This window comes from Rhodococcus sp. WB1 (genome assembly GCF_001700945.1).
Lineage (GTDB): Bacteria > Actinomycetota > Actinomycetes > Mycobacteriales > Mycobacteriaceae > Rhodococcus > Rhodococcus aetherivorans.
On sequence record NZ_CP015529.1, the window covers coordinates 1,502,912 to 1,528,426 of the forward strand.

General features: G+C 71.7%; 26 protein-coding genes. 20 read left to right on the forward strand and 6 right to left on the reverse strand.

Annotated features, from left to right (window positions below):
* Nucleotides 1-12: 12 nt before the first annotated feature.
* The gene (gene map / locus A4U64_RS06580) at nt 13-810 is read left to right on the forward strand and encodes a type I methionyl aminopeptidase (RefSeq protein ID WP_006947169.1); all 798 of its coding nucleotides are present in this window, start codon (nt 13-15) and stop codon (nt 808-810) included.
* A gap of 84 nt (nt 811-894) precedes the next feature.
* Here map and dtd read toward each other — a convergent pair whose 3' ends face one another.
* A complete protein-coding gene (gene dtd / locus A4U64_RS06585; protein ID WP_006947171.1) occupies nt 895-1,332 on the reverse strand; it encodes a D-aminoacyl-tRNA deacylase in 438 nt (145 codons plus the stop codon).
* Nucleotides 1,333-1,504: 172 nt separating this feature from the next.
* Here dtd and infA point away from each other — a divergent pair, with 172 nt between their 5' ends.
* The 9 genes from infA (at nt 1,505) to A4U64_RS06630 (ending at nt 7,401) form a co-directional block, all read left to right on the forward strand.
* Nucleotides 1,505-1,726: a translation initiation factor IF-1 gene (gene infA, locus A4U64_RS06590; protein ID WP_003886926.1), complete on the forward strand. Its 222-nt coding sequence runs from the start codon at nt 1,505-1,507 to the stop codon at nt 1,724-1,726.
* Between the two features lie 91 nt (nt 1,727-1,817).
* Nucleotides 1,818-1,931, forward strand: a complete 114-nt coding sequence (rpmJ, locus tag A4U64_RS06595; RefSeq protein WP_003938068.1) for a 50S ribosomal protein L36 — start codon at nt 1,818-1,820, stop codon at nt 1,929-1,931.
* A 244-nt stretch (nt 1,932-2,175) separates the two neighbouring features.
* Nucleotides 2,176-2,544 carry a 30S ribosomal protein S13 gene (gene rpsM / locus A4U64_RS06600; protein ID WP_003938067.1) on the forward strand — a complete coding sequence of 123 codons (369 nt, stop codon included), beginning with the start codon at nt 2,176-2,178 and terminating at the stop codon, nt 2,542-2,544.
* Nucleotides 2,544-2,957 (forward strand): 30S ribosomal protein S11, encoded by a 414-nt coding sequence (gene rpsK / locus A4U64_RS06605; RefSeq protein WP_003938066.1) that lies wholly within the window; start codon nt 2,544-2,546, stop codon nt 2,955-2,957. The genes rpsM and rpsK overlap by 1 nt, the downstream gene beginning before the upstream one ends.
* 21 nt (nt 2,958-2,978) lie before the next feature.
* The gene (gene rpsD / locus A4U64_RS06610; RefSeq protein WP_006947173.1) at nt 2,979-3,584 is read left to right on the forward strand and encodes a 30S ribosomal protein S4; all 606 of its coding nucleotides are present in this window, start codon (nt 2,979-2,981) and stop codon (nt 3,582-3,584) included.
* A 102-nt stretch (nt 3,585-3,686) separates the two neighbouring features.
* Entirely contained in the window at nt 3,687-4,748 is a 1,062-nt protein-coding gene (locus A4U64_RS06615; protein WP_006947180.1) for a DNA-directed RNA polymerase subunit alpha, read from the forward strand.
* Between the two features lie 31 nt (nt 4,749-4,779).
* Nucleotides 4,780-5,352, forward strand: a complete 573-nt coding sequence (gene rplQ, locus A4U64_RS06620; protein WP_029544902.1) for a 50S ribosomal protein L17 — start codon at nt 4,780-4,782, stop codon at nt 5,350-5,352.
* A gap of 5 nt (nt 5,353-5,357) precedes the next feature.
* A complete protein-coding gene (truA, locus tag A4U64_RS06625; protein ID WP_029544901.1) occupies nt 5,358-6,305 on the forward strand; it encodes a tRNA pseudouridine(38-40) synthase TruA in 948 nt (315 codons plus the stop codon).
* A gap of 91 nt (nt 6,306-6,396) precedes the next feature.
* Nucleotides 6,397-7,401 (forward strand): alpha/beta hydrolase, encoded by a 1,005-nt coding sequence (locus A4U64_RS06630; protein WP_006947192.1) that lies wholly within the window; start codon nt 6,397-6,399, stop codon nt 7,399-7,401.
* 274 nt (nt 7,402-7,675) lie between these two features.
* On the opposite strand, the gene A4U64_RS28175 is transcribed toward A4U64_RS06630, so the two are convergent.
* A complete protein-coding gene (locus A4U64_RS28175; protein WP_155948273.1) occupies nt 7,676-7,843 on the reverse strand; it encodes a hypothetical protein in 168 nt (55 codons plus the stop codon).
* A 168-nt stretch (nt 7,844-8,011) separates the two neighbouring features.
* The gene (locus A4U64_RS06635; protein ID WP_006947196.1) at nt 8,012-9,154 is read right to left on the reverse strand and encodes an acyl-CoA dehydrogenase family protein; all 1,143 of its coding nucleotides are present in this window, start codon (nt 9,152-9,154) and stop codon (nt 8,012-8,014) included.
* Nucleotides 9,155-9,211: 57 nt separating this feature from the next.
* Between A4U64_RS06635 and A4U64_RS06640 the strand changes: the two genes are divergently transcribed.
* Nucleotides 9,212-9,793, forward strand: coding sequence for a TetR/AcrR family transcriptional regulator (locus A4U64_RS06640; RefSeq protein ID WP_065922352.1), 582 nt, complete (start codon nt 9,212-9,214; stop codon nt 9,791-9,793).
* An 18-nt stretch (nt 9,794-9,811) separates the two neighbouring features.
* Nucleotides 9,812-10,378 (forward strand): NADPH-dependent FMN reductase, encoded by a 567-nt coding sequence (locus A4U64_RS06645; protein WP_029544898.1) that lies wholly within the window; start codon nt 9,812-9,814, stop codon nt 10,376-10,378.
* Here the strand turns inward: A4U64_RS06645 and eccE are convergent.
* Nucleotides 10,366-12,003, reverse strand: a complete 1,638-nt coding sequence (gene eccE / locus A4U64_RS06650) for a type VII secretion protein EccE (RefSeq protein WP_084648606.1) — start codon at nt 12,001-12,003, stop codon at nt 10,366-10,368. The two genes, A4U64_RS06645 and eccE, sit on opposite strands and share 13 nt — an antisense overlap.
* Before the next feature lie 105 nt (nt 12,004-12,108).
* On the opposite strand from eccE, the gene eccB reads away from it, so the two are divergent.
* Nucleotides 12,109-13,563 (forward strand): type VII secretion protein EccB, encoded by a 1,455-nt coding sequence (gene eccB, locus A4U64_RS06655; protein ID WP_065922353.1) that lies wholly within the window; start codon nt 12,109-12,111, stop codon nt 13,561-13,563.
* Here the strand turns inward: eccB and mycP are convergent.
* Both mycP and eccD read right to left on the reverse strand, forming a co-directional pair.
* Nucleotides 13,530-14,918, reverse strand: a complete 1,389-nt coding sequence (mycP, locus tag A4U64_RS06660; RefSeq protein WP_050035524.1) for a type VII secretion-associated serine protease mycosin — start codon at nt 14,916-14,918, stop codon at nt 13,530-13,532. The two genes, eccB and mycP, sit on opposite strands and share 34 nt — an antisense overlap.
* Nucleotide 14,919: 1 nt before the next feature.
* Nucleotides 14,920-16,404 (reverse strand): type VII secretion integral membrane protein EccD, encoded by a 1,485-nt coding sequence (gene eccD, locus A4U64_RS06665; RefSeq protein WP_050035523.1) that lies wholly within the window; start codon nt 16,402-16,404, stop codon nt 14,920-14,922.
* A gap of 248 nt (nt 16,405-16,652) precedes the next feature.
* Between eccD and eccCa the strand changes: the two genes are divergently transcribed.
* From eccCa to glmM, 7 genes are all read left to right on the forward strand, one after another.
* The gene (gene eccCa / locus A4U64_RS06670) at nt 16,653-20,636 is read left to right on the forward strand and encodes a type VII secretion protein EccCa (protein ID WP_065922354.1); all 3,984 of its coding nucleotides are present in this window, start codon (nt 16,653-16,655) and stop codon (nt 20,634-20,636) included.
* Nucleotides 20,618-21,958 (forward strand): type VII secretion-associated protein, encoded by a 1,341-nt coding sequence (locus tag A4U64_RS06675; RefSeq protein WP_231772663.1) that lies wholly within the window; start codon nt 20,618-20,620, stop codon nt 21,956-21,958. Before eccCa ends, A4U64_RS06675 begins: the two co-directional genes overlap by 19 nt.
* A gap of 131 nt (nt 21,959-22,089) precedes the next feature.
* Nucleotides 22,090-22,431, forward strand: coding sequence for a WXG100 family type VII secretion target (locus A4U64_RS06680; protein ID WP_231772664.1), 342 nt, complete (start codon nt 22,090-22,092; stop codon nt 22,429-22,431).
* An 81-nt stretch (nt 22,432-22,512) separates the two neighbouring features.
* Nucleotides 22,513-22,812 carry a WXG100 family type VII secretion target gene (locus A4U64_RS06685; protein WP_006934921.1) on the forward strand — a complete coding sequence of 100 codons (300 nt, stop codon included), beginning with the start codon at nt 22,513-22,515 and terminating at the stop codon, nt 22,810-22,812.
* Nucleotides 22,813-23,035: 223 nt separating this feature from the next.
* Nucleotides 23,036-23,479, forward strand: coding sequence for a 50S ribosomal protein L13 (rplM, locus tag A4U64_RS06690; protein ID WP_006934922.1), 444 nt, complete (start codon nt 23,036-23,038; stop codon nt 23,477-23,479).
* Nucleotides 23,476-23,982 carry a 30S ribosomal protein S9 gene (gene rpsI / locus A4U64_RS06695; protein WP_006934923.1) on the forward strand — a complete coding sequence of 169 codons (507 nt, stop codon included), beginning with the start codon at nt 23,476-23,478 and terminating at the stop codon, nt 23,980-23,982. Before rplM ends, rpsI begins: the two co-directional genes overlap by 4 nt.
* Nucleotides 23,983-24,157: 175 nt before the next feature.
* Nucleotides 24,158-25,495, forward strand: a complete 1,338-nt coding sequence (gene glmM / locus A4U64_RS06700; RefSeq protein WP_006934924.1) for a phosphoglucosamine mutase — start codon at nt 24,158-24,160, stop codon at nt 25,493-25,495.
* Nucleotides 25,496-25,515: the final 20 nt, after the last annotated feature.

Genomic DNA, 25,515 nt, shown 5'->3' on the forward strand with positions numbered 1-25,515 from the left:
AGGAGCAAGAAGATGGGTTTCGGGCGCAAGCGCAAGGTGGTTCCGTTCCGCACCGCCGGCGAACTCGATGCGATGGCGGCGGCGGGTGCCGTCGTCGGCGCCGCTCTCGTGGCGGTACGGAAGGCGGCGAAGCCGGGCGTGAGCACCCTGGAACTGGACCAGGTGGCGGAGGCGGTCATCCGCGATGCGGGGGCCGTCCCCTCCTTCCTGGGCTACCACGGGTTCACCGGCTCGATCTGTTCGTCGGTGAACGACCGCGTGGTGCACGGCATCCCCTCGGCGACGGAGATCCTCGCCGAGGGCGATCTCGTGTCGATCGACTGCGGCGCGATTCTCGACGGCTGGCACGGCGACTCGGCGTGGACCTTCGGAGTCGGTGAGCTCTCCGCCGCCGACGCCGACCTCAGCGATGCGACGCGGCTGTCGATGGAGGCGGGGATTGCGGCGATGCTGCCGGACAACCGGCTCACCGACGTCTCGCACGCCATCGAGCTGGGTACCCGCGCCGCGGAGTCGGCGCACGGCCGGAGCTACGGCATCGTCGACGGCTACGGCGGCCACGCCATCGGCCGCGAGATGCACATGGACCCGTTCCTGCCGAACGAGGGCGCGCCCGGCAAGGGCCCCCGTCTCGTGGTGGGATCGGTGCTCGCCATCGAGCCGATGCTGACCCTCGGCACCTACGAGACCGAGGTGCTCGGCGACAAGTGGACCGTCGTCACGACCGACGGCAGCCGCGCCGCGCACTGGGAGCACACCGTCGCGGTGACCGAGGACGGTCCGCGCATCCTGACCCCGCGCCCGGAGTAGCGGCGGTGGCGGCGAGCGAATGTATCGCTCGCTGCCGTGAAGGAGCTGAACGATACATTCGCTCGGGCCGCGGGCGCCGCCGGTTCACGCCTCGAGCAGGAGGGTGACCGGGCCGTCGTTCACCAGGCTCACCTCCATGTGCTCCCCGAAGACGCCGGTCTGCACGTCGGCGCCCAGGCCGCGCAGCGCCGTCGTGAACTCGTCCACCAGGGGTTCGGCCACCGCGCGTGGCGCGGCCGCCGACCACGACGGACGGCGGCTCCTGCGGGTGTCGGCCATGAGCGTGAACTGGCTGACGACGAGGATCGGTGCGGCCAGATCGGACGCGGACTTCTCGTCCTCGAGGATCCGCAACGTCCACACCTTCCGGGCGAGCGTGGCGGCCTTCGCCGCGTCGTCGTCGTGGGTCACGCCGACGAGCACGAGCAGCCCGTGACCGCCGGCCCGGGGCGAGATGCGGGCGACCTCGCGCCCGTCGACCGCGACCGCGGCACCCGTCACCCGCTGAACCAACGCCCGCACGGCTGTCCTCCTCGCATCTCGGCATTTGGCCCCGGTGGGAAAGTTCCCGTAACATAGATCGATGGTGCGCCCTGCGCGCCGGCCCGCGGTTGTCTGCAGGCCGGTCACGTCGAGCGTCACGGTAACGGAAACCGATGCAACCACACGCCGAACAACACGGATCGCGGAGGATATGGCCAAGAAAGACGGAGCCATCGAGGTCGAGGGTCGCGTGATCGAGCCGCTGCCCAATGCGATGTTTCGCATTGAGCTCGAGAACGGTCACAAGGTCCTGGCTCACATCAGCGGCAAGATGCGTCAGCACTACATTCGCATCCTGCCCGAGGACCGGGTTGTCGTGGAGCTCTCGCCCTACGACCTGTCGCGTGGGCGCATCGTCTACCGCTACAAGTAAGAGCTTCCCCGGCCGCACGGTCGGGGAGAACCATGTCTGCGGCATGCCTCGTGCTCTGCCTCAGGCGTACACACAGGAGATCAGACGCACCGTGAAGGTTCAGCCGAGCGTCAAGAAGATCTGCGAGAAGTGCAAGGTGATCCGCCGTAACGGCCGGGTCATGGTGATCTGCGAGAACCTGCGCCACAAGCAGCGCCAGGGCTAGACCACCCGCTCTTCGAAAGATCGGCTTGGCAACAAGCTAGAGAAGACCTTCCAGCACCAGTCGTTCGGTCACGATTCCCGATTCGTCGGGGAGCCGCGCGATACACCCCCGGTTCGGAGGCCGGGGCCCCACTGTGTTTCGGACTACCGGCGTTCCGGCTTCGGCCGGGCCGCGGGACCACACAGTTTCACGACGCAGGGGACGGGCTGGGAGCAGACCTCCGCACACCGAATAGGAATGCCACATGGCACGTCTCGCAGGTGTCGATCTTCCCCGCGAAAAGCGGATGGAGATCGCACTGACCTACATCTACGGCATCGGCCGTACCCGCTCGAAGGAGATCCTCGAGGCCACCGGCGTGAGCCCGGATCTGCGCAGCAAGGACCTCTCCGACGAGGATCTCGCCAAGCTGCGCGAGTTCATCGAGGAGACCTACAAGGTCGAGGGTGACCTCCGCCGCGAGGTCCAGGCGGACATCCGTCGCAAGATCGAGATCGGCTGCTACCAGGGCCTGCGACACCGTCGTGGTCTGCCCGTGCGTGGACAGCGCACCAAGACCAACGCCCGCACCCGCAAGGGTCCGAAGCGCACCGTCGCAGGAAAGAAGAAGTAATGCCTCCCAAGTCACGCAGCACCGGTCCGAAGAAGACCCAGAAGGCGCGCCGCAGGGACAAGAAGAACGTCCCGCACGGTGCCGCTCACATCAAGAGCACCTTCAACAACACGATCGTGTCCATCACGGACCCGAACGGCAACGTCATCTCCTGGGCGTCCTCCGGCCACGTCGGCTTCAAGGGTTCGCGCAAGTCGACCCCGTTCGCCGCGCAGCTCGCCGCCGAGAACGCTGCCCGCAAGGCGCAGGAGCACGGTGTCAAGAAGGTCGACGTCTTCGTGAAGGGCCCGGGCTCGGGCCGCGAGACGGCGATCCGCTCCCTCCAGGCCGCGGGCCTCGAGGTCGGCACCATCTCCGACGTCACCCCCCAGCCGCACAACGGCTGCCGTCCGCCCAAGCGGCGTCGCGTCTAACGGGAAAGGAAGGTTTGAATCATGGCTCGCTATACCGGTCCCGTTACCCGTAAGTCGCGTCGTCTGCGCGTCGACCTCGTCGGAGGCGACCAGGCGTTCGAGCGTCGCCCCTACCCGCCCGGCCAGCACGGCCGCGCGCGGATCAAGGAGAGCGAATACCTGCTCCAGCTGCAGGAGAAGCAGAAGGCCCGCTTCTCCTACGGCGTGATGGAGAAGCAGTTCCGTCGTTACTACGAGGAGGCCGCCGGCCGGCCCGGCAAGACCGGTGAGGTCCTGCTGGTCATCCTCGAGTCGCGTCTGGACAACGTCGTCTACCGCGCCGGTCTCGCCCGGACCCGCCGTCAGGCCCGCCAGCTGGTGAGCCACGGCCACTTCCTGGTGAACGGCAAGAAGGTCGACATCCCGAGCTACCGCGTCTCGCAGTACGACATCATCGACGTCCGCGAGAAGTCGCTGGGCACGCTGCCCTTCCAGGTGGCCCGTGAGACCCAGGGTGACCGCCCGATCCCGGGTTGGCTGCAGGTCGTCGGCCCGCGTCTGCGGGTGCTGGTCCACCAGCTCCCCGAGCGCGCGCAGATCGACATCCCGCTGCAGGAACAGCTGATCGTCGAGTACTACTCGAAGTAAGGCGCTTCGCGCCGCGGTGTCCTTCCGGTCCTCCCGAGGTCCGGGGGGACACCACACCCCGACCAGGGCGTCATATGGCGGACGCCCACAAGGAGGCACTCCATGCTCATCTCGCAGCGACCCACCCTCAGCGAAGAGGTCATCGCCGACGACCGCTCGAAGTTCGTCATCGAACCCCTCGAGCCCGGTTTCGGGTACACCCTCGGCAACTCGCTTCGTCGCACCCTGCTGTCCTCGATTCCGGGCGCGGCCGTCACCAGCATTCGCATCGACGGCGTGCTCCACGAGTTCACCACGGTCCCCGGGGTCAAGGAGGATGTCACCGACATCATCCTGAACCTCAAGGGCCTCGTGGTCAGCTCGGAAGAGGACGAGCCGGTCACCATGTACGTCCGCAAGCAGGGCCCCGGCACCGTGACCGCGGGCGACATCGTGCCCCCGGCCGGTGTCACCGTCCACAACCCGGACCTGCACATCGCCACCCTGAACGACAAGGGCAAGCTGGAGATCGAGCTCGTCGTCGAGCGCGGTCGCGGCTACGTCCCCGCTGTTCAGAACAAGGCATCCGGCGCCGAGATCGGCCGCATCCCGGTCGACTCGATCTATTCGCCGGTGCTCAAGGTGACCTACAAGGTGGAGGCGACCCGCGTCGAGCAGCGCACCGACTTCGATCGGTTGATTCTCGACGTGGAGACCAAGAACTCGATCACCGCGCGGGACGCGCTCGCCTCGGCGGGCAAGACCCTGGTGGAGCTCTTCGGTCTGGCCCGTGAGCTGAACGTCGAAGCAGAAGGCATCGAGATCGGTCCCTCGCCCGCCGAGGCCGACCACATCGCCTCCTTCGGACTCCCCATCGAGGACCTCGACCTGACGGTCCGGTCCTACAACTGCCTCAAGCGCGAGGGTGTTCACACCGTCGGTGAGCTCGTGGCACGCACGGAGTCCGATCTGCTCGACATCCGCAACTTCGGTCAGAAGTCCATCGACGAGGTGAAGGTCAAGCTGCACTCGCTCGGCCTCTCCCTCAAGGACAGCCCCGCGTCCTTCGACCCGAGCACCGTCGCCGGCTACGACGCCGCGACCGGTACCTGGAGCGACACGGACGCCGGTTCCTTCGGCGACGCCGAGGGGAACGAGGACTACGCCGAGACCGAGCAGCTGTAGCAGCTCACGGTCCGTTACTAGGAGATTCATCATGCCCAAGCCCAAGAAGGGTGCCCGCTTCGGCGGGTCGGCCTCGCACCAGAAGGCGCTGATGGCCAACCTGGCCACCGCGCTCTTCGAGCACGGCCGCATCACCACCACCGAGGCCAAGGCCAAGGCCCTGCGGCCCTACGCCGAGAAGCTCGTCACGCACGCGAAGGCCGGCACGCTGGCCAACCGTCGTGAGGTGCTGAAGGTCATCCGCAACAAGGACGTCGTCCACACGCTGTTCGCGGAGATCGGCCCGTTCTACGAGGACCGCAACGGCGGCTACACCCGCATCGTCAAGACGATGCCGCGCAAGGGTGACAACGCTCCCATGGCGATCATCGAGCTCGTCAAGGAGAAGACGGTCACGTCCGAGGCCGACCGCGCCCGGCGCGTCGCCGCCTCGCAGAGCGCGCCGGCCACCGAGGCCCCGGCCGAGGAGAATGTGGTCGAGGCCGTCGAGGCCGACGCCACCGACGCGCAGGTCGAGAACGCGGACGCCGTCGTCGACGCGATCGAGGACGAGAACGCCACCGCGGCCGACGCCAAGGACGCCGACGAGGCCAAGAAGGACTAGTCCACTTGGTTTCGGCATCCGCTGAAGCGAACGAGCCCGTCGCCCCCCACGGGGGCGGCGGGCCCGTTGCTTTCGAGAACCCTTCCGCCGCCGCCGTGGACACCACCCGGCTGCGGCTCGACATCGCCTACGACGGCACCGACTTCTCCGGCTGGGCGCGTCAGCCCGGACGGCGGACGGTGTGCGGGGAGATCGAGGAGAAGCTCGGTGCGATCGTGCGCGCGCCGGTGCAGCTCACCGTCGCCGGCCGCACCGACGCCGGGGTGCACGCCTCCGGTCAGGTCGCGCACGTCGACGTCCCCACCGCCGCGATTCCGGACGACCTCGTCCGCCTGGTGCGCCGTCTCGCCCGGTTCCTGCCCCGCGACGTCCGCATCACCGGCATCTCCGTCGCCCCGCCGCACTTCGACGCCCGCTTCTCGGCGATCCGCCGGCACTACGAGTACCGGCTCACCACCGCCGTGTACGGGGCGGACCCCCTGCGGGCCCGCGACACCGTCGCCTGGCCCAAGCCGGTGGACGTGGACGCGATGCGCGCGGCGTCGACCTCGCTGCTGGGCCTGCACGACTTCGCGGCCTTCTGCAAGCGGCGCGACGGGGCGACGACGGTCCGCGAACTGCAGCGCTTCGACTGGACGGTGTCCGGCGGTCGCGCGGCGGGCGCCGGTCCGGACGTCGGCGTGATCCTCACCGCGCACGTGAGCGCGGACGCGTTCTGCTGGTCGATGGTGCGCAGCCTCGTCGGCGCGGCGCTGGCCGTGGGGGAGGGGCGGCGCAGTGTCGAATGGATGACCGCACTGCTCGACGAACGGGAGCGTGCCGCGGCGGTGGCCGTGGCCCCGGCGCACGGGCTCAGTCTCGTCGGCGTCGACTATCCCGCCGACGACGACCTCGCGGCGCGCAACGCGGCCACCCGCGAGATGCGCGGGCCCATCAGCCCCGGCTGCTGCTGACCTGCGGCCGGGCCGGCCGGTGATATGTTCCGACGAGCACGTCCCCCGGCCGGCCCGGCCGGGGGATCGGCGTGTGAGAGGGAGGCACCCATTGCTCGACTTGCCCGCGATCCGGCGACGGGGTGCGACGGTGGCGGTGGCACTGCTCGCCGCGACGTCGCTGCTGACGGCACCGGCGCTCGCCCAGCCGGCTGCGGATGCGGACCCGGCCGGTGCCTACGTCGATCACGTGGAGGAGCGGACCGCGCGCGACTGGGTGCTGCACGTGTACTCGCCGTCCATGGACCGGGTGATCCCGGTCGAGGTGATCCGGCCCGCGGACACCTCCGCGGCGCGACCGACATTTTACCTGCTCAACGGCGCCGGTGGGGGTGAGGACGCCGCCAACTGGCGGGACCAGACGGATGTCCGCGAGTTCTTCGACGGCAAGAACGTCAACGTCGTCACTCCCGTGGGCGGCGCCTTCGCGTACTACACGGACTGGATCCGCGACGACCCGAAGCTCGGCCGGCACCGGTGGGCGACGTTCCTGACGTCGGAGTTGCCGCCGGTCGTCGACGCGGTGCTGGGCGCCGACGGCCGCAACGCCGTCGCGGGGATGTCGATGTCGGGCAGCTCGGTGCTGGCCCTCGCCCAGCAGTCGCCGGGGCTGTACGAGGCGGTGGCGTCCTACAGCGGGTGTGCACAGACGAGCAGCGACCCGGGGCGCAGCTACGTGGAGGCCGTCGTCACCCTCGGCGGCGGCGACGTCGAGAACATGTGGGGGCCGATCGGCGGACCGGGGTGGATCGCCAACGATGCGGCGCTGAACGCGGAGAAGTTGCGCGGCACGACGCTGTACATCTCGTCCGGCGGCGGTCTGCCCGGCCCGCACGAGGCGGCGTTGGGCGGGCAGGTGGATCCGGTCGACCTGGTCGTCCTCGGATCCATCGAGGCGGCCACGGCCCAGTGCACCGAGCGGCTGCGGCGGACCTTCGACGAACTCGGGATCGAGGCGACCTTCAGCACGGGCGCGCAGGGCACGCACTCGTGGGGTTACTGGCAGGACGCGCTGCACGAGTCCTGGCCGATCCTCGCGGAGGCGATCGGCGCGTAGCGCGGCCCGGCACGCGTGACGGAAACAGCAAGGGGGCGAGGTCGGATGACCTCGCCCCCTTCGCTACGCGTCGAGGCGTCTCTCAGATCAGCCAGCTGAGGAAGGAGAGCACGTGGTCGATCAGGGAGCCGAGCGAGCCGAGCAGCATGGGAATTACCTCCGATGTCGATGTACAAATCCTGGACGTACGTCCAACAAGATCTAAGTACAGGCTGTCCGCTTTGCCCAGAAAATGTGACGCAGGATACCGAGGGGAACGGCGAGGGGTCGGAGGTCAGTCCGCGATCATCCGGAGCAGCGCCGCCACCGCGCGGAACGGCAGCGACAGGAGCCGCAGGAACAGGACGCCGAGCTCGGCGAGTGTCGCCACCGTGTCGGCGGCGTCGGCCGCCCACTCCATCCGGTCCGCGGCTCTGCGGCCACGCCTACGGCGTCTGTCCACCCGGCGCACGGTAGCAGGTGGTTCGCGAAATCTGACAGGAGGATGTTTCAGATTCCACGGCAGGAGTTATCCGGGCGGTGTCGGGGTGCGCGAGCCGCCGGGGAGGACGGCCGCGCGCCCCGACGCCGCCGGGAGTGCGCGCCCCGGGGCTGCCGGGAGTTCACACCGTCAGCCGGCCAGGTGCCGCGCGATGACCAGCCGCTGGATCTGGTTCGTGCCCTCGAAGATCTGGGTGATCTTCGCGTCCCGCATGAAACGTTCGACGGGGAAGTCGCGGGTGTAGCCGTAGCCGCCGAGCACCTGCACGGCGTCGGTGGTCACCTTCATCGCCGCATCGGTCGCGACGAGCTTGGCGACCGACGCCTGCCGCGAGTAGGGCAGGCCGGCATCCTTGCGGCGCGCGGCGTCGATGTACGTCGCGCGGGCCGAGTCCACCGCGGCGGCCATGTCGGCGAGGACGAACCCGAGTCCCTGGTGGTCGATGATCTTCTTGCCGAACGCCTTGCGCTCCTTGGCGTATGCGGTGGCCTCGTCGAGCGCGGCCTGCGCGAGACCCACCGCGACGGCCGCGATGCCGAGCCGGCCCGAGTCGAGCGCGCTGAACGCGATCGGCAGGCCCTGGCCCTCGGCGCCGATGCGGCGCTCGCCGGGTACGAACGCGTCGTCGTAGTGGGCGGTGGTGGTCGGGATGGCGTGCAGACCCATCTTCTCCTCGGGCTTACCGAAGCTCAGGCCCTCGGTTCCGGCCGGCACGAGGAAGCAGGAGATGCCCTTCGAGCCGGCGTCGGAGGTCCGGGCGAACAGCGTGTAGAAGTCCGCCTTGCCGCCGTTGGTGATCCACGCCTTCGATCCGGAGATCCGGTAGCCGCCGTCCACGGCCGTCGCGCGGCAGGCCAGGGCCGCGGCATCGGACCCGGCCTGCGGCTCGGAGAGGCTGTAGGCGCCGATCGTGTCGCCGCCGAGCATGTCCGGCAGCCACTTGTTCTTCTGCTCGTCGGTGCCGTGGGTGGCCAGCGCGAAGCACGACAGCCCGTGCACGCTCACCGCGACGGCAACCGCCGCCCAGCGGGCGCCGAGCTCCTCGAGCACCTGCAGGTACACCTCGTACGGCTGGTTGCCGCCGCCGAATTCCTCCGGGTACGGCAGGCTCAGCAACCCCGCCGCGCCGAGGGCCGGGAAGACCCCCTCGGGGAACGTCTCGGTGCGCTCGTGTTCGACGACCCGCGGGGCGAGAACCTTGTCCGCGACGTCGCGGGTCAGTTCGATGAGGTCGTAGGCCTCGGGGGTGGGCAGCAGGCGCTCGACAGGCACGGCAGACTCCTCGATCGGAAATAGTACTGAGAACGATACTGCAGTACTGTATGAAGTATGACAAGAGCGGGGATCCGACGCGGCACGGCACGTCAGGCGCAGCTGTTCGACCAGCTCGTCGCCCTGTTCCTCGCCGCGGGCTTCGCCCACTTCACCCTCGACGACATCGCCGCCCGCCTGCACTGCTCGAAGTCGACGCTCTACACCCTCGCCGAGAGCAAGGACCGCCTCGTCCGCGCGGCCACCGTGCACTTCTTCCGTGGCGCCACCGAACGCGTCGAGGCCGAACTCGACGGCCACACCGGCGCCGCCGACCGCATCCGCGCCTACCTCGAAGCCGTCGGCCGGCAACTCGAACCCGCCTCCGCGCAGTTCATGGAGGACATGGCCGCCGCCCCCACCGCCCGCGAGGTCTACGAACGCAACACCCGCCTCGCCGCCGAACGCGTCCGCGACCTCATCGCCGACGGCGTCGCCGCCAGCGAACTGCGCGACGTGCACGCCGCGTTCGTCGCCGACGTCGTCGCGGCTGTCATGGTCCGCATCCAGCAGCGCCACGTCGCCGAGGCCACCGGCCTGCCGGACGCCCAGGCCTACCGCGAACTCGCCGCCCTCCTGACCCACGGCCTCACCGCCTGAGCCGCCTACCATCGGCCCATGGACGCCGAAGCCCCGATTCGTCTCGAGATCGTCGTCGCCAGCGTGCGCGCCGGACGGATCGCCCCCGTCGTCGCCGACTGGTTCGCCGCCACCGCACGGCAGCGCCCCGAGTTCGACGTCGGCGTGCTCGACCTCGCCGACACCCCGCTGCCGCAGGATCTCTCCGGCGGCCCTGAGGCCGAGGCGTTCACCCGGCGGATCGAGGCGGCCGACGCATTCGCCGTCGTCACCTCCGAGTACAACCACGGGTACCCGGCCGCCCTCAAGACCGCCATCGACACCGTCAAACGCGAATGGCGCACCAAGCCGATCGGATTCGTCTCCTACGGCGGGCTCTCCGGCGGGTTGCGCGCCGTCGAGCAACTCCGGCAGGTCGTCGTCGAGGTGCACATGGTCCCGGTCCGCGAATCGGTCAGCTTCCACCGCGTCAAGCACGCCTTCGCCGCCGACGGCACCACCACCGACGGCGCCGCGATCGACGCCGCGCAGCGCATGTTGAACCAGCTCGCCTGGTGGGCGCGGACCGTGCGCGCCGGGCGGGCCGCCCAGCCCTACCCCGGCTGAGGGACCCGGCTCAGCGCGGGCGCCGGCTGCGCGGCACGCGGACGGCCGATGTACGCGGCCTCGGCGTCGATGCTCACCAACGACAGCGACAGCCGTCGGCCACCCACCGCCAGCACCACCCGATCGCCGGCCGCTCCGGGCTGCAGGATCGACACGTCCGGGCGCTCGCGCGGCCACCGATCCGGGTGTGCGTGCACGTGGATCGCGGTCGTCCCGGCCGGGACCGTCGCCGGCCGCACGCCGTCGTACACGATCGTGTCGAAGTCCCGATCGTCGCCGGCCAACCGCAACCGGTCCGGACCCGCCGCGGCCAGCAGGGGATGCCAGGCCAGGGCGCGATCGGTGTGGATCACCACGCGGGCGCCCGTCGCCACCGCCCGGAACACCACCTGCTGCGCCAGATGTAGCTCCCCGGCGACATACACGGTGCGCACCCCCCGGCCGGTCAGGCGGACGGACACGGCCGCACCGGACTCGTCCGCGCCGAGCAGCTGCCCGCATCCCGTCACCGGCAGCGCCAGGGCGTCGACGTCGGCGAGGTGCATGGTGCGCAGCGGGATCAGATCCTCGAGCCCCACCGCGGCCGTCGGGATCGACGCCAGCAACCCGTCCAGTTCGCGGCTCCACAGCCGTCGGGTGCCCGGCATCCGGATCCTCGGCTCGGGCGTGCGGCTCGTGCCGCGCACCGACGCTCCTATCCGCACGGCTCCCGGCTCGGCGCCGGGGCGCAGCCGAACCGCGATCGTCGCAGACGACAGTGACTCGGACCAGACCCGGGTCATGATCGCCCGGTCGAGGTGCCCCGGCTCCACCACCGCGGCGCGACTGTAGCCGCCGGGAAGCCGTACGGCGCCCCGATCCTCCTCGAGCAACGCCGGATCCGCGCACCCGGCGACGGACTCCACCGCCCCGGCGATCTCTCCCGCGCCGAGGATCCTCGCGGTGTGGTGCTGCTCCGCCAACGCGCGCACGACGCGCCGCGCCGCGGCGGTCACCGCGCGCGCCGCGCCCTCCGAGCCGCCGCCACGGCGGGCCACCGCGGCCGGGCAGGCGACGGAGTCGAACCGCAGCGCGAGCCACACGGTGCACGTCGCGGCGGCGGGCAGCGGCCCGATCAGGCGCTCGTACGCCGCACCGGCGGCGGTCTCGTCGCACACCCGGCTGCCGTGCACGATGACGTCGATTCCGTCGAGGCCGACGTCGTGCGTGGCGAGGCACGCGGCGATCGCGGCCAGCGGAAGCCGGCGCAGCGGTTCGGCCCGATCTCGTGTCAGCCGGGTGAGCTCGCCGGCCGTCGGTACCAGCTCGACCACCGCCACGACGGCGGTGCCGTCCCAGCACACCCCGACCGGTCGATCGTCGCCCGCCGCGACGTCGACGATCACCGGGCCGGACCGCAGCGAACGGCGCCGGAACCGCCACCACAGCCGCCCCCATTCGACGGCGTCGAGTCCGTGGACAGGCACCGCCACCGCCAGCGCGGCCAGTACCGCCACGGTCACCGCAGCGGGAAGCGGAGCGCCCGTCGCCGCCGCCGTCGTCGCGCCGATCACCGCCGCGCACTGCGCCCGCACCACCGTCACCACGCAGCGGCGCCGCGGCCGCCGGAAGATCCCATCCTGCACGACGATTCCCCCGTTCCCACCCGAGCGACGGCCCGGCCCCCCCGACGTTCCCGGGCGGAACTGTACTGTGTTGCGGCGGAGGGGGCGTCGTACGGGGGAGGATCGATGGGAGCGCAGCCGACCACGCGCTGGCAGGTCAACGGCTACCGATTTCTGGTGCGCCGCATGGAACATGCACTGGTGCGGCGAGACGTGCGGATGATCCACGACCCGATGCGGTCGCAGTCGCGTGCCCTGGCGGTGGGCGCCGTCCTCGCCTGTGTCGGCCTCGCCGGCTGTGCCGCGCTCGCTCTGCTCCGCCCGCAGGACAGGATCGGTGACGCGGCGATCGTGGTGGGACGCGATTCCGGCGCGATGCTGGTCGCGATCGACGGCGCCTTCCATCCGGTACTCAACCTGGCCTCCGCCCGTTTGGTGCTCGGGCGGCCCGAGGCCCCCGCCGTCGTCGCCGACGGCGAATTCGAAACCCGGCGCCGGGGGCCCCTCGTCGGTATCCCCGGTGCGCCGTCCGCGCTGGCACACGTCGCGGCACCGCTGCCGTGGACGGTGTGCGACACCGTGACGACCGACGGAAGTCGTTCCGTCACAACGACCGTCACCGGGGGAGAGCCGGCCTACGGCGAGCGCGTGCGGCCTCTCGCCGACGACGAGGCCCTGCTCGTCGCGGCCGACGGCAGGCACCATCTGGTCTACCGAGGCTCCCGCGCCGAGGTGGATCTGGCGGACCAGGCGCTCACCCGCGTCCTCGGCATCGATGCCGGCATGGCACGTCCCGTCGGGCCGGGCCTGCTCGCCGCGATCCCGGAGGTGCCGCGGCTCGAGGCCCCGCGGATCCCCGGTGCTGGCGGCGAACCCGGCTATCCGATCGGATCGCTGACCGTCGGTTCGGTGGTCCGCGTCGCGGTGCCCGACGGGAAGAGGTTCTACGTCGTGCTGCGCGACGGCGTGCAGGAGGTGTCCGAGGCGACAGCGCAGATCGTCCACTTCACCGACTCGCAGGGCGCCGCGGAGATCCCGGCCGTCGCGCCGGATGTGCTGCGCGAGGCTCCGACCGTGCGGGGTCTCGCGGTGGACACCTTTCCCGCTACCGTGCCCACCGTCGTCGATGCCCGCGACCGTCCCGTCGCCTGCCTGACGTGGATCCCGGGGGTCGGCGCGGCCGAACGGTCGCGGTCCGTCGTCGAGGTGTCGGCGGGGTCCGTGCTGCCGCTGCCCGACGGCGCGGTGCCCGTGTCTCTGGCCCAGGCGGACGGCGCCGGGCCCGAGGCCGACAGCGCCTACCTCGCGCCCGGCCGGGGGGCGTTCGTGCAGACCACCTCCGTCGCGCCGGACAGCGCGCGGCGCGGCGCCCTCTTCTACGTGGCCGACACCGGCGTGCGCTACGGGATCGTCGACGCGGAAGCCGCGACCGCCCTGGGATTCTCCGAACCGGTGCCCGCGCCGTGGCAGATCGTCGAACTGTTCGCGCCGGGACCTGCACTCGGGCGGGCGGAGGCACTCGTCGCCCACGACGGTGTCGCGCCGGATCACGACCCGGCGCCGGTCGGCGCCGGCCGCTGACGACGGCGCCGCAGCGGCGCGGTCGCCGACGCCGCCACCCCCAGGACCGCGAGCACCACCGCCGCCACGACGACCGCGACGTCCCTGGGCCGGTGATCCGGCGGCGTCCGCGGTATCGGCGCCGCGACGGCCACCGAGGCCGGCGCCTGCGGACGCCGCTCCCTCGGCGGGGCGGTCACCGCCGCGACGGGGTCGATCACGCCGTGGCCCACCCGCGGATTCCAGCCCTCCGCCGGTGCGTGCGCCGTGGCCTCGATCCGCATCGCCACGGTGCGGGCATCGAGGTGCGGAAACCGCGCCCGTACCAGCGCGACGGTCGCGGCCACCAGCGGCGCGGCGAAGCTCGTGCCGGACACCGGCACCGGGCCCTCGGCTCCCCGGTAGGCGTCGACGAGGCCATCGGCGGTGGGATGCAGGGAAACCACCCCGCTGCCGGGCGCGGCGACGTCCACCCACGGCCCCGGCAGGCTGTAGCTCGACGGTGACCCGTCCGGCTCGACCGAGCCGACCGTGAGTACGTAGTCGTCGTACCAGGCCGGCGAGGCCACGGTCGTGACCGCGCGCCACGGATCGTCTCCCGGCCGGAGAGGATCGAGCCCCTGCGGGTTCGACCCCTGGCAGCGGTCCTCCACGTTGCCGGCTGCGGCCACGACGACGGCGTCCTTCACCTCGGTCGCGTACCGCACCGCCGCCCCGAGTTCGGGGTCGTCGATGCCCTCCGCGGCCGGCGCGCAGGCGACCTCGGAGATGTTGATGACGGTGGCGCCGAGGTCCGCGGCGCGGCGCACCGCCATCGCCATCGTGCGCACGTTGCCGTAGCCGGGCGACGTGCGCGCATCGTGGTCGGCGGGATCCGACCGTCGCGCCGAGAAGTGGCGGCTGGACTGGCGCACGGTGAGGATCCGCGCATCCGGGGCGCCACCGGCGAACCCCGACCCGGGGACCGGCTGCGCCGCGACGAGCCCCGCCACCAGGGTCCCGTGGGCGTCGCAGTCCTGCGTCCCATCGCCCGAGGAGACATAGTCGCCCCCCGGTACCAACCCGGGCAGCCGCGCATTGCGGCCCACCCCGGTGTCGATCACCGCCACGAGCTGCCCCGCCCCGCGACTCAGCGGCCACACGGCCGGAAAGTTCAGCACGCGCTGCGGTTCCGGGATCGAGGCGCTGTCGCCGGCGACGTCGACCGTGGTACACGGCGAACGCTGCCCGGTGTCGTCGACGGGCCCGGGTTCCCCGGGCGGGGGCAGGCGCCCGGCATCGACGGGCGGAGGTTCCGCCGCGGCGGACGGGGCCGTTCCGAAGGACGAGGCCGTCAGCACCAGGGCGACGACAACGAGGCGTGCGCCGCGGGCCACGTCAGAACCCGCGGACGGCGGCGTAGAGCCCGGTGACCCAGCAGGCCAACGGCACGATCGTCGCGATCACCGCGTACTCGACCACTTCGGCGGCGCGGCGCTGCACCGGCGTGAACGATCGTCGCGGCGCGACCACGCCGAACACCAGCGCTGCGGTCGCGACGGCAAGGGCGAGGGCGAACACGACGACGGGCGGCGCGGATCCGCCGACCGCGGCCGCGCCGAGCAGGCCCACCGGCACGGTTGCGCCGCCTGCCACCAGCAACGTCGCCTGGCGCGCATCGGTGTAGGTGCGGCCGCGCAGCATGATCACCGCCGCCGCGGCGACGGCGAGGGCGGTGCCGGGCAAGCGGAGACCGTCGCCGGACAGCGGCGCCGCGGCACACCATGCGCCCGCGACGACGAGAACGGCTCCCGCACCGATCAGCCCGGTGAGGTGGTCGCGTGCCCGCGCGGCGGCCGCCGCCAGCTCGCTGGGATCGGGCAGTGACCGGTCCCCGCCGTCCGGGGAGCCCGGTCCGTCCCTGCCGTCTTCGGTCTGCGGCGCGGGGGTCCCGGTCCCGGTCCCGGGACCGGGCACCGGCGGCAACGGCAGGTCGGCGAATTTCATGGCGAGGCGGGGTGCGAATGTCACCGTCAGCAGGGCCGTGACGACGACACCGGCGCCGACCGCGGAGGCGGAGATCCCGGTCGAGGCGGCGACGAGAAATGCGGCCGCGGCGGTCGCGGCGACGGCGGCGACCGCGGTGAAGGGCGCCCTTCCGACGGCGGTCAGCAGCAGGACCAGGGTCGCCACCGCCCCCGACAGGACCGCCCCGAGCATGGGGTGCGCCGGTCCGAAAGAGCCGGGCACCACGAGAATTCCGGTGGCGAAGGCGGCCGGGACTGCGCAGGCGCACAGGAGCGCCGCGGTGCGGTGGTCGTCGCGGGCCCGCCCGAGCAGGATCCCGGCGAGCAGGAGCAGGGCGGCGAGCGCGGCGCAGCCGGCACCGGCGGCCGTCCGGCCGTCCGGGGAGGCAAGTCGCAGCAGGGCCCCCACCCCGACGACCGTCGCGGACAGGGCGACGACCGCCGCGACCGCGGCCGCCGCACGCGGCGACCAGCGGCCCGCGCCGGCCTCGTCCGCCGTCGCGACGCTGTGGGTCACGTCGTCGAACAGCGGGGGTGGCGCAGGTGCCGACGCGTGCTCGAGCACCAGCAGGTCCCCGTCCCGGACGCCGTGCTCGTGCAGGCTCAGCGCGGCGGCGAGACGCGACGATCCGAGACGGGCCAGCGCCCACGCCTCGGGCTCGACCCGCTCGGAGGAGGCGTCGAAGTCGTTGTGGGACCGGTGGGCGGTGATGAGATCGACGACCCCCGGCACGAGCAGTGCGACAGGGACGTCCGCGGGTAACGCGAGGTCGACCTGTGTGTGCTGGGCCAGCACGGTCACGCGGCAGAGTTCGGGCGCGCCGATCCGCCCCGGTTCGGTGTGCGCAGCCGTCATCGTCCATCCCCCCGTCGTCCCCCGACCGTGCTGCGGTCCGGGCCGGGCTCGCCCGCCCGGTGTCGCCCGGACCTCGCGGAGACGATACGACATCGCTTCGCGCAGGCCGTCTTCGCGCCCGCCTGCGTGCCGATGTCGCAGGGGTGCGTTACCCTTCGTCGACCGTGGGGGGACGGCCGTCGTGAGGACGGCCGGCACGGTGCGGGTCGGGGGTGGGGTGTGAGCACGGTGCGGGTCGGGGGTGGGGTGTGAGCACGGTGCGGTTCGTGCGCAGGCCGCGGCGCGAGGTGCCACGCGTGCCGGCGGGCGAGGTGAGAATGCAGGCCCCGCCGGAGATTCCGCGTTCGTCGCCGGGAAATCTCCTGGCGAAGCTGCTGCCCGTCGTGATGGTCGCCGCGATGATCGGCATGGTGGCGCTGATGTTCGGTTCGGGGATGGCGCGAAGTCCGATGTCGCTCGTCTTCCCGCTCATGATGATCGTCTCGATGGTGGGCATGCTCGCCGGCGGCGGCCGCGGAGGCGGGGCGAAAGCGGCCGAGGCCGACGAGGACCGCAAGGACTACCTGCGGTATCTCGATCAGCTCCGGCGGGAGGTCCACGACACCGCAGACCGGCAGCGGAGGGCCCTGGAGTGGACGCACCCCGACCCGGCCGTGCTGTGGACGCTCGCGGGAACGGTGCGCATGTGGGAACGCGACGGAGCCGACGCCGACTTCTGCCACGTGCGGGTCGGGCTCAGCGGCCAGCGCCTCGCAACCCGGCTGATCGCCCCCGACACGGGTCCCGTCGAGGACCTCGAACCGGTGGCGGCCGTGTCGCTGCGCCGGTTCGTGCGCGCGCACTCGGTCGTACCGGCCCTGCCGACCGCGGTGTCGTTGCGGGGGTTCGCGGCGGTGTCGCTCGGCGGCGATCGCCCCGCGGCCCGTGATCTGGTGCGGGCGATGCTGCTGCAACTGTGCACCTTCCACAGCACGGACGTGCTGCGGATCGCCGTGGTGTGCGGTCCGGACACCGCCCCGGAGTGGGAGTGGGTCAAGTGGCTGCCGCACGCCCAGAACCCCGAGATCGCCGACGGTGCGGGCAGCGCCCGCACCGTGTTCGGCTCGGTCCGGGATCTCGAGACCGCGTTCGCCGACCGCCTGACGGGCCGCGGCCGGTTCGTCCGCAACACCCCACCGGTCGACGGTGTGCCCGAACTGGTGATCGTGATCGACGGTGGCGTACCAGGCTCCGGGTCGGGGATCCTCGACGACGGGCTCGACTCCGTCACGGTCCTGGACCTGTCCGCGTCGATGCCCCGGCTGTCGGCCACCCGCGGGCTCGAACTCGTCGTCGGTGAGGGCCGATTGGGTGCGCGCGCCGGCGAACGCGTGGAGACCTTCGCGGTCCCGGACGGAGCGAGCGTCGCGCAGGCGCAGACGGCGGCGCGGCGCCTGGCACCGTACCGCGCCGCCCAGCGGGTCGCCGAGTCCGGCAACGGGGAGAATCGTTCGGCGCCATGGGAAAACCTGCTCGGTCTCGGTGACGTCGCACAGTTCGATCCGGAGCGGGCGTGGTCGCCGCGACGGGGCCGCGACCGGCTGCGCGTGCCGATCGGAATCGGAACCGACGGTGCACCGGTCGAACTGGATCTGAAGGAGGCTGCCGAGGGCGGGATGGGGCCGCACGGACTCTGTATCGGCGCCACCGGGTCCGGGAAGTCCGAACTGCTGCGGACCCTGGTGCTCGGTCTGATCGCGACGCATCCCCCCGATGCGCTGAATCTCGTCCTCGTCGACTTCAAGGGCGGCGCAACCTTCCTCGGGCTCGAGTCGGCCGCGCACGTCGCGGCGGTGATCACCAACCTCGCCGACGAACTGGCCATGGTCGACCGGATGAAGGACGCCCTCGAGGGCGAGATGAACCGAAGGCAGGAACTGCTGCGCGCGGCAGGGAACTTCGCGAATGTGGGCGACTACGAGCGCGCCCGGGCCGGCGGTGCCGCGCTGGCTCCGTTGCCGGCGTTGTTCGTCGTCGTGGACGAGTTCTCCGAGCTGCTCACGCAACAACCGGAATTCGCGGAACTCTTCGCCGCGATCGGACGGCTGGGACGATCCCTGCACATGCATCTGCTGCTGGCCAGTCAGCGGATCGACGAGGGCCGGCTGCGCGGACTCGACAGTCACCTCTCCTACCGAATCGGCTTGAAGACCTTCTCGGCCAACGAGTCCCGAAGCGTTCTCGGAGTCCCCGACGCCTACCATCTGCCGCCGTCGCCGGGCACCGGATACCTCAAGTGCGACTCGGCGGAGATCGTGCGGTTCGCGGCCGCCTACGTGTCGGGTCCCTACGAGCCCCGCCGCTCGGGCCGGTCGGTGATCAGGCCGGGCACGGCGACCACCCGGCCGCGGCTGTTCACCACGGCCGAAGTACCCCTCGCGCACCTCGAACCGGGTCCCGGGCCGGCCGAGCCCGGCGTGGATCCGGTCCCGGCGGAGGAGAGCCGCTCCGTGCTCGATGTCCTGATCGGCCGGGTGCGGGGTCACGGCACCCCCGCGCACGAGGTCTGGCTGCCGCCCCTCGACGCGGCGCCGAGCCTGGACCGACTGGTCCCGCGGTCTCTGCTCACCGGCGACGTGCTGCCGCGGAGCACCCTGCGCACGCCGATCGGCATCGTGGACCGCCCGTTCGAGCAACGGCGGGATCCGCTGCTGGTGGATCTCGCCGGCTCGGCGGGCAACGTGGTCGTCGTCGGAGGGCCGCGCTCCGGCAAGTCGACGGTGCTCCGCAGCCTCGTCCTGTCGATGGCGATGACGCACACTCCCGAGCAGGTCCAGTTCTACTGCCTGGACTTCGGGGGCGGATCCCTCGCCGGGCTCGCGGGCCTTCCGCACGTCGGGTCGGTCGCCAACCGGCTCGACGCCGACCGGGTGCGCCGGACGATCGCCGAACTGACTGCCCTGCTGCGGCGCCGGGAGGGTCGTTTCGGCGCGCTGGGCCTGGAGTCGATGGCCGAACTGCGCCGCCGCCGGGAGGGCGGCGGTCCGGCCGCGGACGTCGATGCCTTCGGCGACGTGTTCCTCGTGATCGACGGCTGGCCCAGCATCCGGCAGGATTTCGAGGCGCTGGAGCCGAAGGTCGGCGTGCTGGCGGCGCAGGGGTTGTCCTTCGGCATCCACGTGGTGCTCACCGCACCGCGGTGGGGCGACGTGCGGCCGGCGATGCGGGACCATCTCGGGACCCGCCTCGAGCTGCGCCTCGGCGACCCCGCCGATTCCGAGTACGGCCGCAAGAAGGCGGCGGCGGTGCCGGAGGGCCGCCCGGGCCGGGGCATCGACCGCCACGGACTGCACGTGCTGTCCGCGCTGCCGCGTGTGGACGGCAGCTCCGAGGTCGTCGACCTCGCGGCGGGACTGGCCGACGCGGTGGCCGCCGTCGCCGCGGCCGCACCGGGCCGCCCCGCCCCGCCCGTGCGCATGCTTCCCGATCGCGTCGATCGGGCCGGGGTGCTCGCGGCGCTCGCGGACCGATCGGCTGCCGGTGGCGCGCCCGGGGAGCGGCGGTTTTTCGTGCCCGTCGGCATCGACGAAGCCGAACTGGCCCCCGTGGGGATCGACTTCTCCGAGCAGCCTCACCTGCTCGTTTTCGGTGACTCGGGTTGCGGCAAGACGACCGTGCTGCGCGGCATCTGCCGCAGCCTCGTGGAGTCCCACACCGGCGCACAGGCCCGCATCATCGTCGGGGACTATCGGCGCACCCTGCTCGGCGTCGTCGAGGGTGAGCATCTCGGCGGATACGCGCCGTCCGCGGTGACGTTGTCGGCGATGGCCCGCGACCTCGCGGCGGTGTTCGAGCGGCGGATGCCCGGTCCCGACGTCACCCAGCAGCAACTGCGTGAGCGCTCCTGGTGGTCGGGACCCGAGGTGTTCGTCGTCGTCGACGACTACGACCTCGTCTCCGCGGCGAGCCAGTCGCCGCTGACGCCCCTGCTGGAGTATCTGCCCCAGGCCAAGGACGTCGGGCTGCACCTCGTCCTGGCGCGCCGCTCCGGGGGAGCCGGGCGGGCTCTCTTCGAGCCGGTCATCGCGCGGCTGCGGGAATTGTCGGCGGCCGGCCTCGTGATGAGCGGCAATCGAGAGGAGGGAGCGCTCGTGGGCACCGCGCGTCCGCGCCCGATGCCGCCCGGACGGGGCATCCTCGTGCAACGCGACGGGGAGACGCTCGTGCAGACGGCGTGGCTGCCGCCGCAATGAGCGACGTCCACGCGCTGCACCTGCAGGTCGTCCCGGGTCGGGTGTACGCGCGGCGGTCCGATCGGACCGTGACGATTCCCGCATCGGCTCCCGGCCGTGTCCCCACGGACGACGATGCGCCGCTGGCGACCCTGCTCGGGTACGTCGCGGCGACGGCAGGCGCGCCGGCCGGCCTCGACACGGTGGTGGTGATCCATCCCACCGAGTGGGGCGAACGTCGGCGGGAGGAGTTGCACACGGCCGCCCGGCAGGTCGCGCGAAATGCCGTCCTCCTGACCGCCGCGGTGGCCGCGCGCCGCGCCGCGCCTGTGGGCGACGGCGAGCGATGCGCGGTCGCGGAGGTCGACGGCGCCGGCGTGACAATGGCGGTGCTGAGCGCCCCCGACGGCGGCGACGTCGACCGCATCGCGCGGGACCCCGACCTCGACGAGGGACTGCTCGACTCGCCGGCGGGAGCCGAGCGGCTGGACCGGCTGATGCGAAACGTGTGCGGTTCCGTCGATCCGGATGTCGTCCTCGTGACGGGGATTCCGGGCGAGCCGCCCGGAATTCCGCTGTGCGAGCGGATCGCCGAGCGGCTCGGCCGCGGCATCCGGGTGATACCGGTCGCCGCGTCCGAGGTGCTGGCCGCGGTGCCGGAACCCCCGGCCGTCCCGTCGGGGGACACGGAGCCGCTCCCACAGTGGCTGCACACCGTGCCGGCCTCCCGGTCGACCCGGCCCGTCCGCCGGATCCGTTGGGCCGTCGTGGCCGTCGTGGCCGTCGTGGCCGCGACGGCCGGCTGGGTGTGGACTGCAGGACAGGGCGCGGACCTGCCCGCGGTGGGCGCGGAGGTTCCCGTCGCCGGCGACTCGGCCGATGAGTCCTCGGCGACGAGACAGCCCATGCCGCGCCCACCTTCGGTTCGTCACGAACTCGGGCCCGTCCGGCTGGAACTGCCGGGGGACTGGAGGGTCCGCGACCCTGTGCCTGCCGGGGCCGAGCGCGTCGAACTCGTCCCCGCCGGCGGGAGGGATCGGCGAATAGTGCTGGTGCACAGTCTTCTTCGTGAAGATATGGACTTGGCCGGCGTGGGGGAGGTGCTGGCCCGGCGCGCGGACGAACGTTCCCCGGTGATCCGTGACCTCGACCCCGACACCACCTTCGCGGACCGCCCGGTGATCGCCTACGTGGAGGCGCCGGACGAATTCTCGCTCGTGCGTTGGTTCGTCGTGGTCGAGTCCGGCATGCAGGTGGCGGTCGGATGCCAATTCCTCGTCGACGAATGGGCGGGAATCAAGAACGAATGCGAGCAGGCCGTCCACACCGTGACGGTGGAGTAGCGGATCGCCCCGTTCGCCGAGCAGGGGAACCCGGCGGACAGGCGCTGCGTCCAATCGGATGTAGGCGCGAACCGGCTTCGGCCACGGTGGGCCGGAGGGATACGGGACGCGGGACGACGGAGGAGACAGGCGTGACGCAACCAGGGCAGGGCAGTTCGAATCGGGTGGCGACCGACGTCGCGACCATGGAGACGGCGGCGCGGCAGATCGAGGACTCCCACGGAGAACTCGAGCAACTGCTCGGTGCGCTGCGCACCACCGTGTCGTCGTCGCCGGACGTATGGCAGGGCCGGTCGGGGATGGCGTTCACCGACGTGATGTCGCGATGGGACCGCAGCGCCCTCCAGCTCAACGAGGCACTGGCCGCGATCGTCGCCGGCATCCGTACCAACGGCCGGGCGTACGAGGACACCGTCCAGGCCCAGGCGCAGTCGCTGAACGTCCTCGGCGACAGCCTCCACGGCAGCTACTGACGCCGCTGCGGGCGGGCCGGTGCGGAACCGCGCATCGGCCCGTGCGCACAACACGACTCACGACTCGAGGAGAACGAACGAATGAGTGGACCCGATGTGATCCGGCAGGACTTCGGTGGCATCGACGACCTGCACACCCGCGTCGTCGGACTGCAGCGCGGCATGAACGACACGCTCGACCGGATCAGGTCACAGGTCGAGCCGCTGGTGCAGACCTGGGACGGGCAGGCCCGGTCCGAGTACCACGTCACCCAGCAGAAGTGGGATCGGGCATCCGCCGAGCTGAATCTGCTGCTCGACCAGATCGCCGTCGCCGTGGCGCGGGGCAACGACGAGATGCGCAGCGTCGAATCCGAGCTGGCACGGAGGTGGCAGGCCTGAGGCGACACGAGTAGCGAGCGACGTCCCGGTGGTGGAGAGGCCGCCGGGACGTCGTGCTGTTTTGACCGTGCACACACCTCCCCGGTATCGTGTGCCGTTGGCGTGTCGTCCGTCGTCGTTGCCTCGTGCGCGGCGAACGTCGCTTCTCGGGTCCCAACTGGCCGCCGGAAGCGATCATCGGCGGCGCGCGGGCCAGCAGCGAAACGATAGACGAGGAAGATCTGTGTCTACGTACACACCGAAGGCCGGCGACGTGACCCGCCAGTGGCACGTCATCGACGCCACCGACGTGGTGCTCGGCCGCCTCGCGGTGCAGGCGGCGAACCTGCTCCGCGGCAAGCACAAGCCCACTTTTGCCCCCCACGTGGACGGTGGCGACTTCGTCGTCATCATCAACGCGGACAAGGTTGCCATCTCCGGCAACAAGAAGCAGGACAAGCTCCTGTACAACCACTCCGGCTACCCGGGCGGCCTCCGGTCCCGCACCGTCGGTGAGGTTCTGGAGAAGAACCCGGACCGTCTGGTGGAGAAGGCCGTCACCGGCATGCTCCCGAAGAACAAGCTCGGTCGCGCGATCGCGAAGAAGCTGAAGGTCTACGCGGGCCCGAACCACCCGCACACCGCGCAGCAGCCGGTGCCGTTCGAAATCAAGCAGGTGGCGCAGTGACCGAGAACGTGAACGAGAACTACAGCGACGAGTACACCGACGCCGAGAACGTCGAGGTCGCCGCGGACGAGTACGTGGCCGAGGAGGCCGCTCCGGCTCCCGCGCCGATCGTGTTCGACCGCCCGGTGCAGACCGTCGGCCGCCGCAAGGAGGCCGTCGTCCGCGTCCGCCTCGTGCCCGGCACCGGCAACTTCGTGCTCAACGGCCGCACCATCGAGGACTACTTCCCGAACAAGGTGCACCAGCAGCTCGTCAAGTCGCCGCTGGTCACGGTCGAGCGCACCGAGCAGTTCGACGTGCATGCCCGCCTGCACGGCGGCGGCCCGTCGGGTCAGGCCGGCGCCCTGCGCCTGGCCATCGCCCGCGCGCTGATCGAGGTCACCGCCGAGGATCGCCCCGCGCTCAAGCGCGCCGGCTTCCTCACGCGTGACCCGCGTGCCACCGAGCGCAAGAAGTACGGCCTGAAGAAGGCCCGTAAGGCACCGCAGTACTCCAAGCGCTGATGTGCCGCCGACGCTGACCTCGTCAGCCTCGGCTCCTGTTCGACCACGAGAGCAGGCGCCGGTAGAGAATTCCCTACCGGACGCCTGCTCTCGTGCATTGACGTACTTTTTGCGACAGCAGGCGGCGCCCGCGGACGGCGGAGACCGCATTTCTCGACGTGGAGGACTTTGCTCGATGGGTCGGATGTTCGGCACCGATGGCGTGCGAGGCTTGGCGAACGCCGAGCTCACGGTCGAACTGGCGGTACGGCTCGCCGGGGCGGCCGCGACCGTGCTGGCAGGCGGTGCCGAGGGCCGGCGCCCCGTCGCGGTGGTGGGCCGCGACCCCCGTGCCAGCGGGGAGATGCTCGAGGCCGCCGTGACCGCGGGCCTGACCGCGGCCGGCGTCGACGTGTTGTCCGTCGGGGTGCTGCCCACCCCGGCTGTCGCGTTCCTGACCGGGGCCTACGACGCCGACCTCGGCGTGATGATCTCCGCGTCGCACAACCCCATGCCGGACAACGGCATCAAGATCTTCGCGGCCGGCGGTCACAAGCTCGACGACGCCGTCGAGGACCGTATCGAGGCCATGCTGCACGGTGCGGGCGGGGTCGCCCGCCCCACCGGCGCGGGCATCGGCCGGGTGCGGACCGCCGATGACGCCGCCGACCGCTACCTCGCCCACCTCGCGACGGCGGTGCGCATGCCGCTGACGGGCCTGACGGTCGTGGTGGACTGCGCCAACGGCGCCGCGTCGCGCGTCGGGCCGGCCGCGTACGCCGCGGCCGGGGCCACGGTCGTCGCGCTGCACGCCGACCCGGACGGGCTCAACATCAACGACGGCTGCGGTTCGACGCATCTCGACGGCCTCCGGGCCGCGGTCGTCGAGCACGGCGCCGACCTCGGTCTCGCGCACGACGGCGACGCCGACCGGTGCCTCGCGGTCGATGCGACGGGCACCGTGGTGGACGGCGACGCGATCATGGCGATCCTCGCCCTCGGGATGCGCGAGGCCGGCGAGCTGCACGCCGACACGCTCGTCGCCACTGTGATGAGCAACCTCGGCCTGCACCTGGCGATGCGCGAGGCCGGGATCACGGTCGTGACCGCCGGCGTCGGCGACCGATACGTGCTCGAGGAGCTGCGCCGCGGCTCGTTCAGCCTCGGCGGCGAACAGTCCGGCCACATCGTGCTGCCGGCCCTGGGAACCACCGGCGACGGGGTGCTCACCGGCCTGCGCCTCATGGAACGGATGGTCGCGACCGCTTCGCCCCTCGCGGAGCTCGCCGCGGTCATGCGCACCCTGCCGCAGGTGCTGGTGAACGTGCCCGTGTCGGACAAGGCCGCGGTGGCCAAGGCTTCCGTCGTCGCGGACGCCGTTGCCGCCGTGGAGCGGGAACTGGGGGAGACCGGGCGGGTGCTGCTGCGTCCGTCGGGCACCGAACAACTGGTCCGGGTGATGGTCGAGGCCGCCGACGACGCGGTGGCCCGTGCTCTCGCCGATCGTCTCGCGGGAGCGGTCGCCTCCGTCTGACGGCACCGATCCGACGGCCT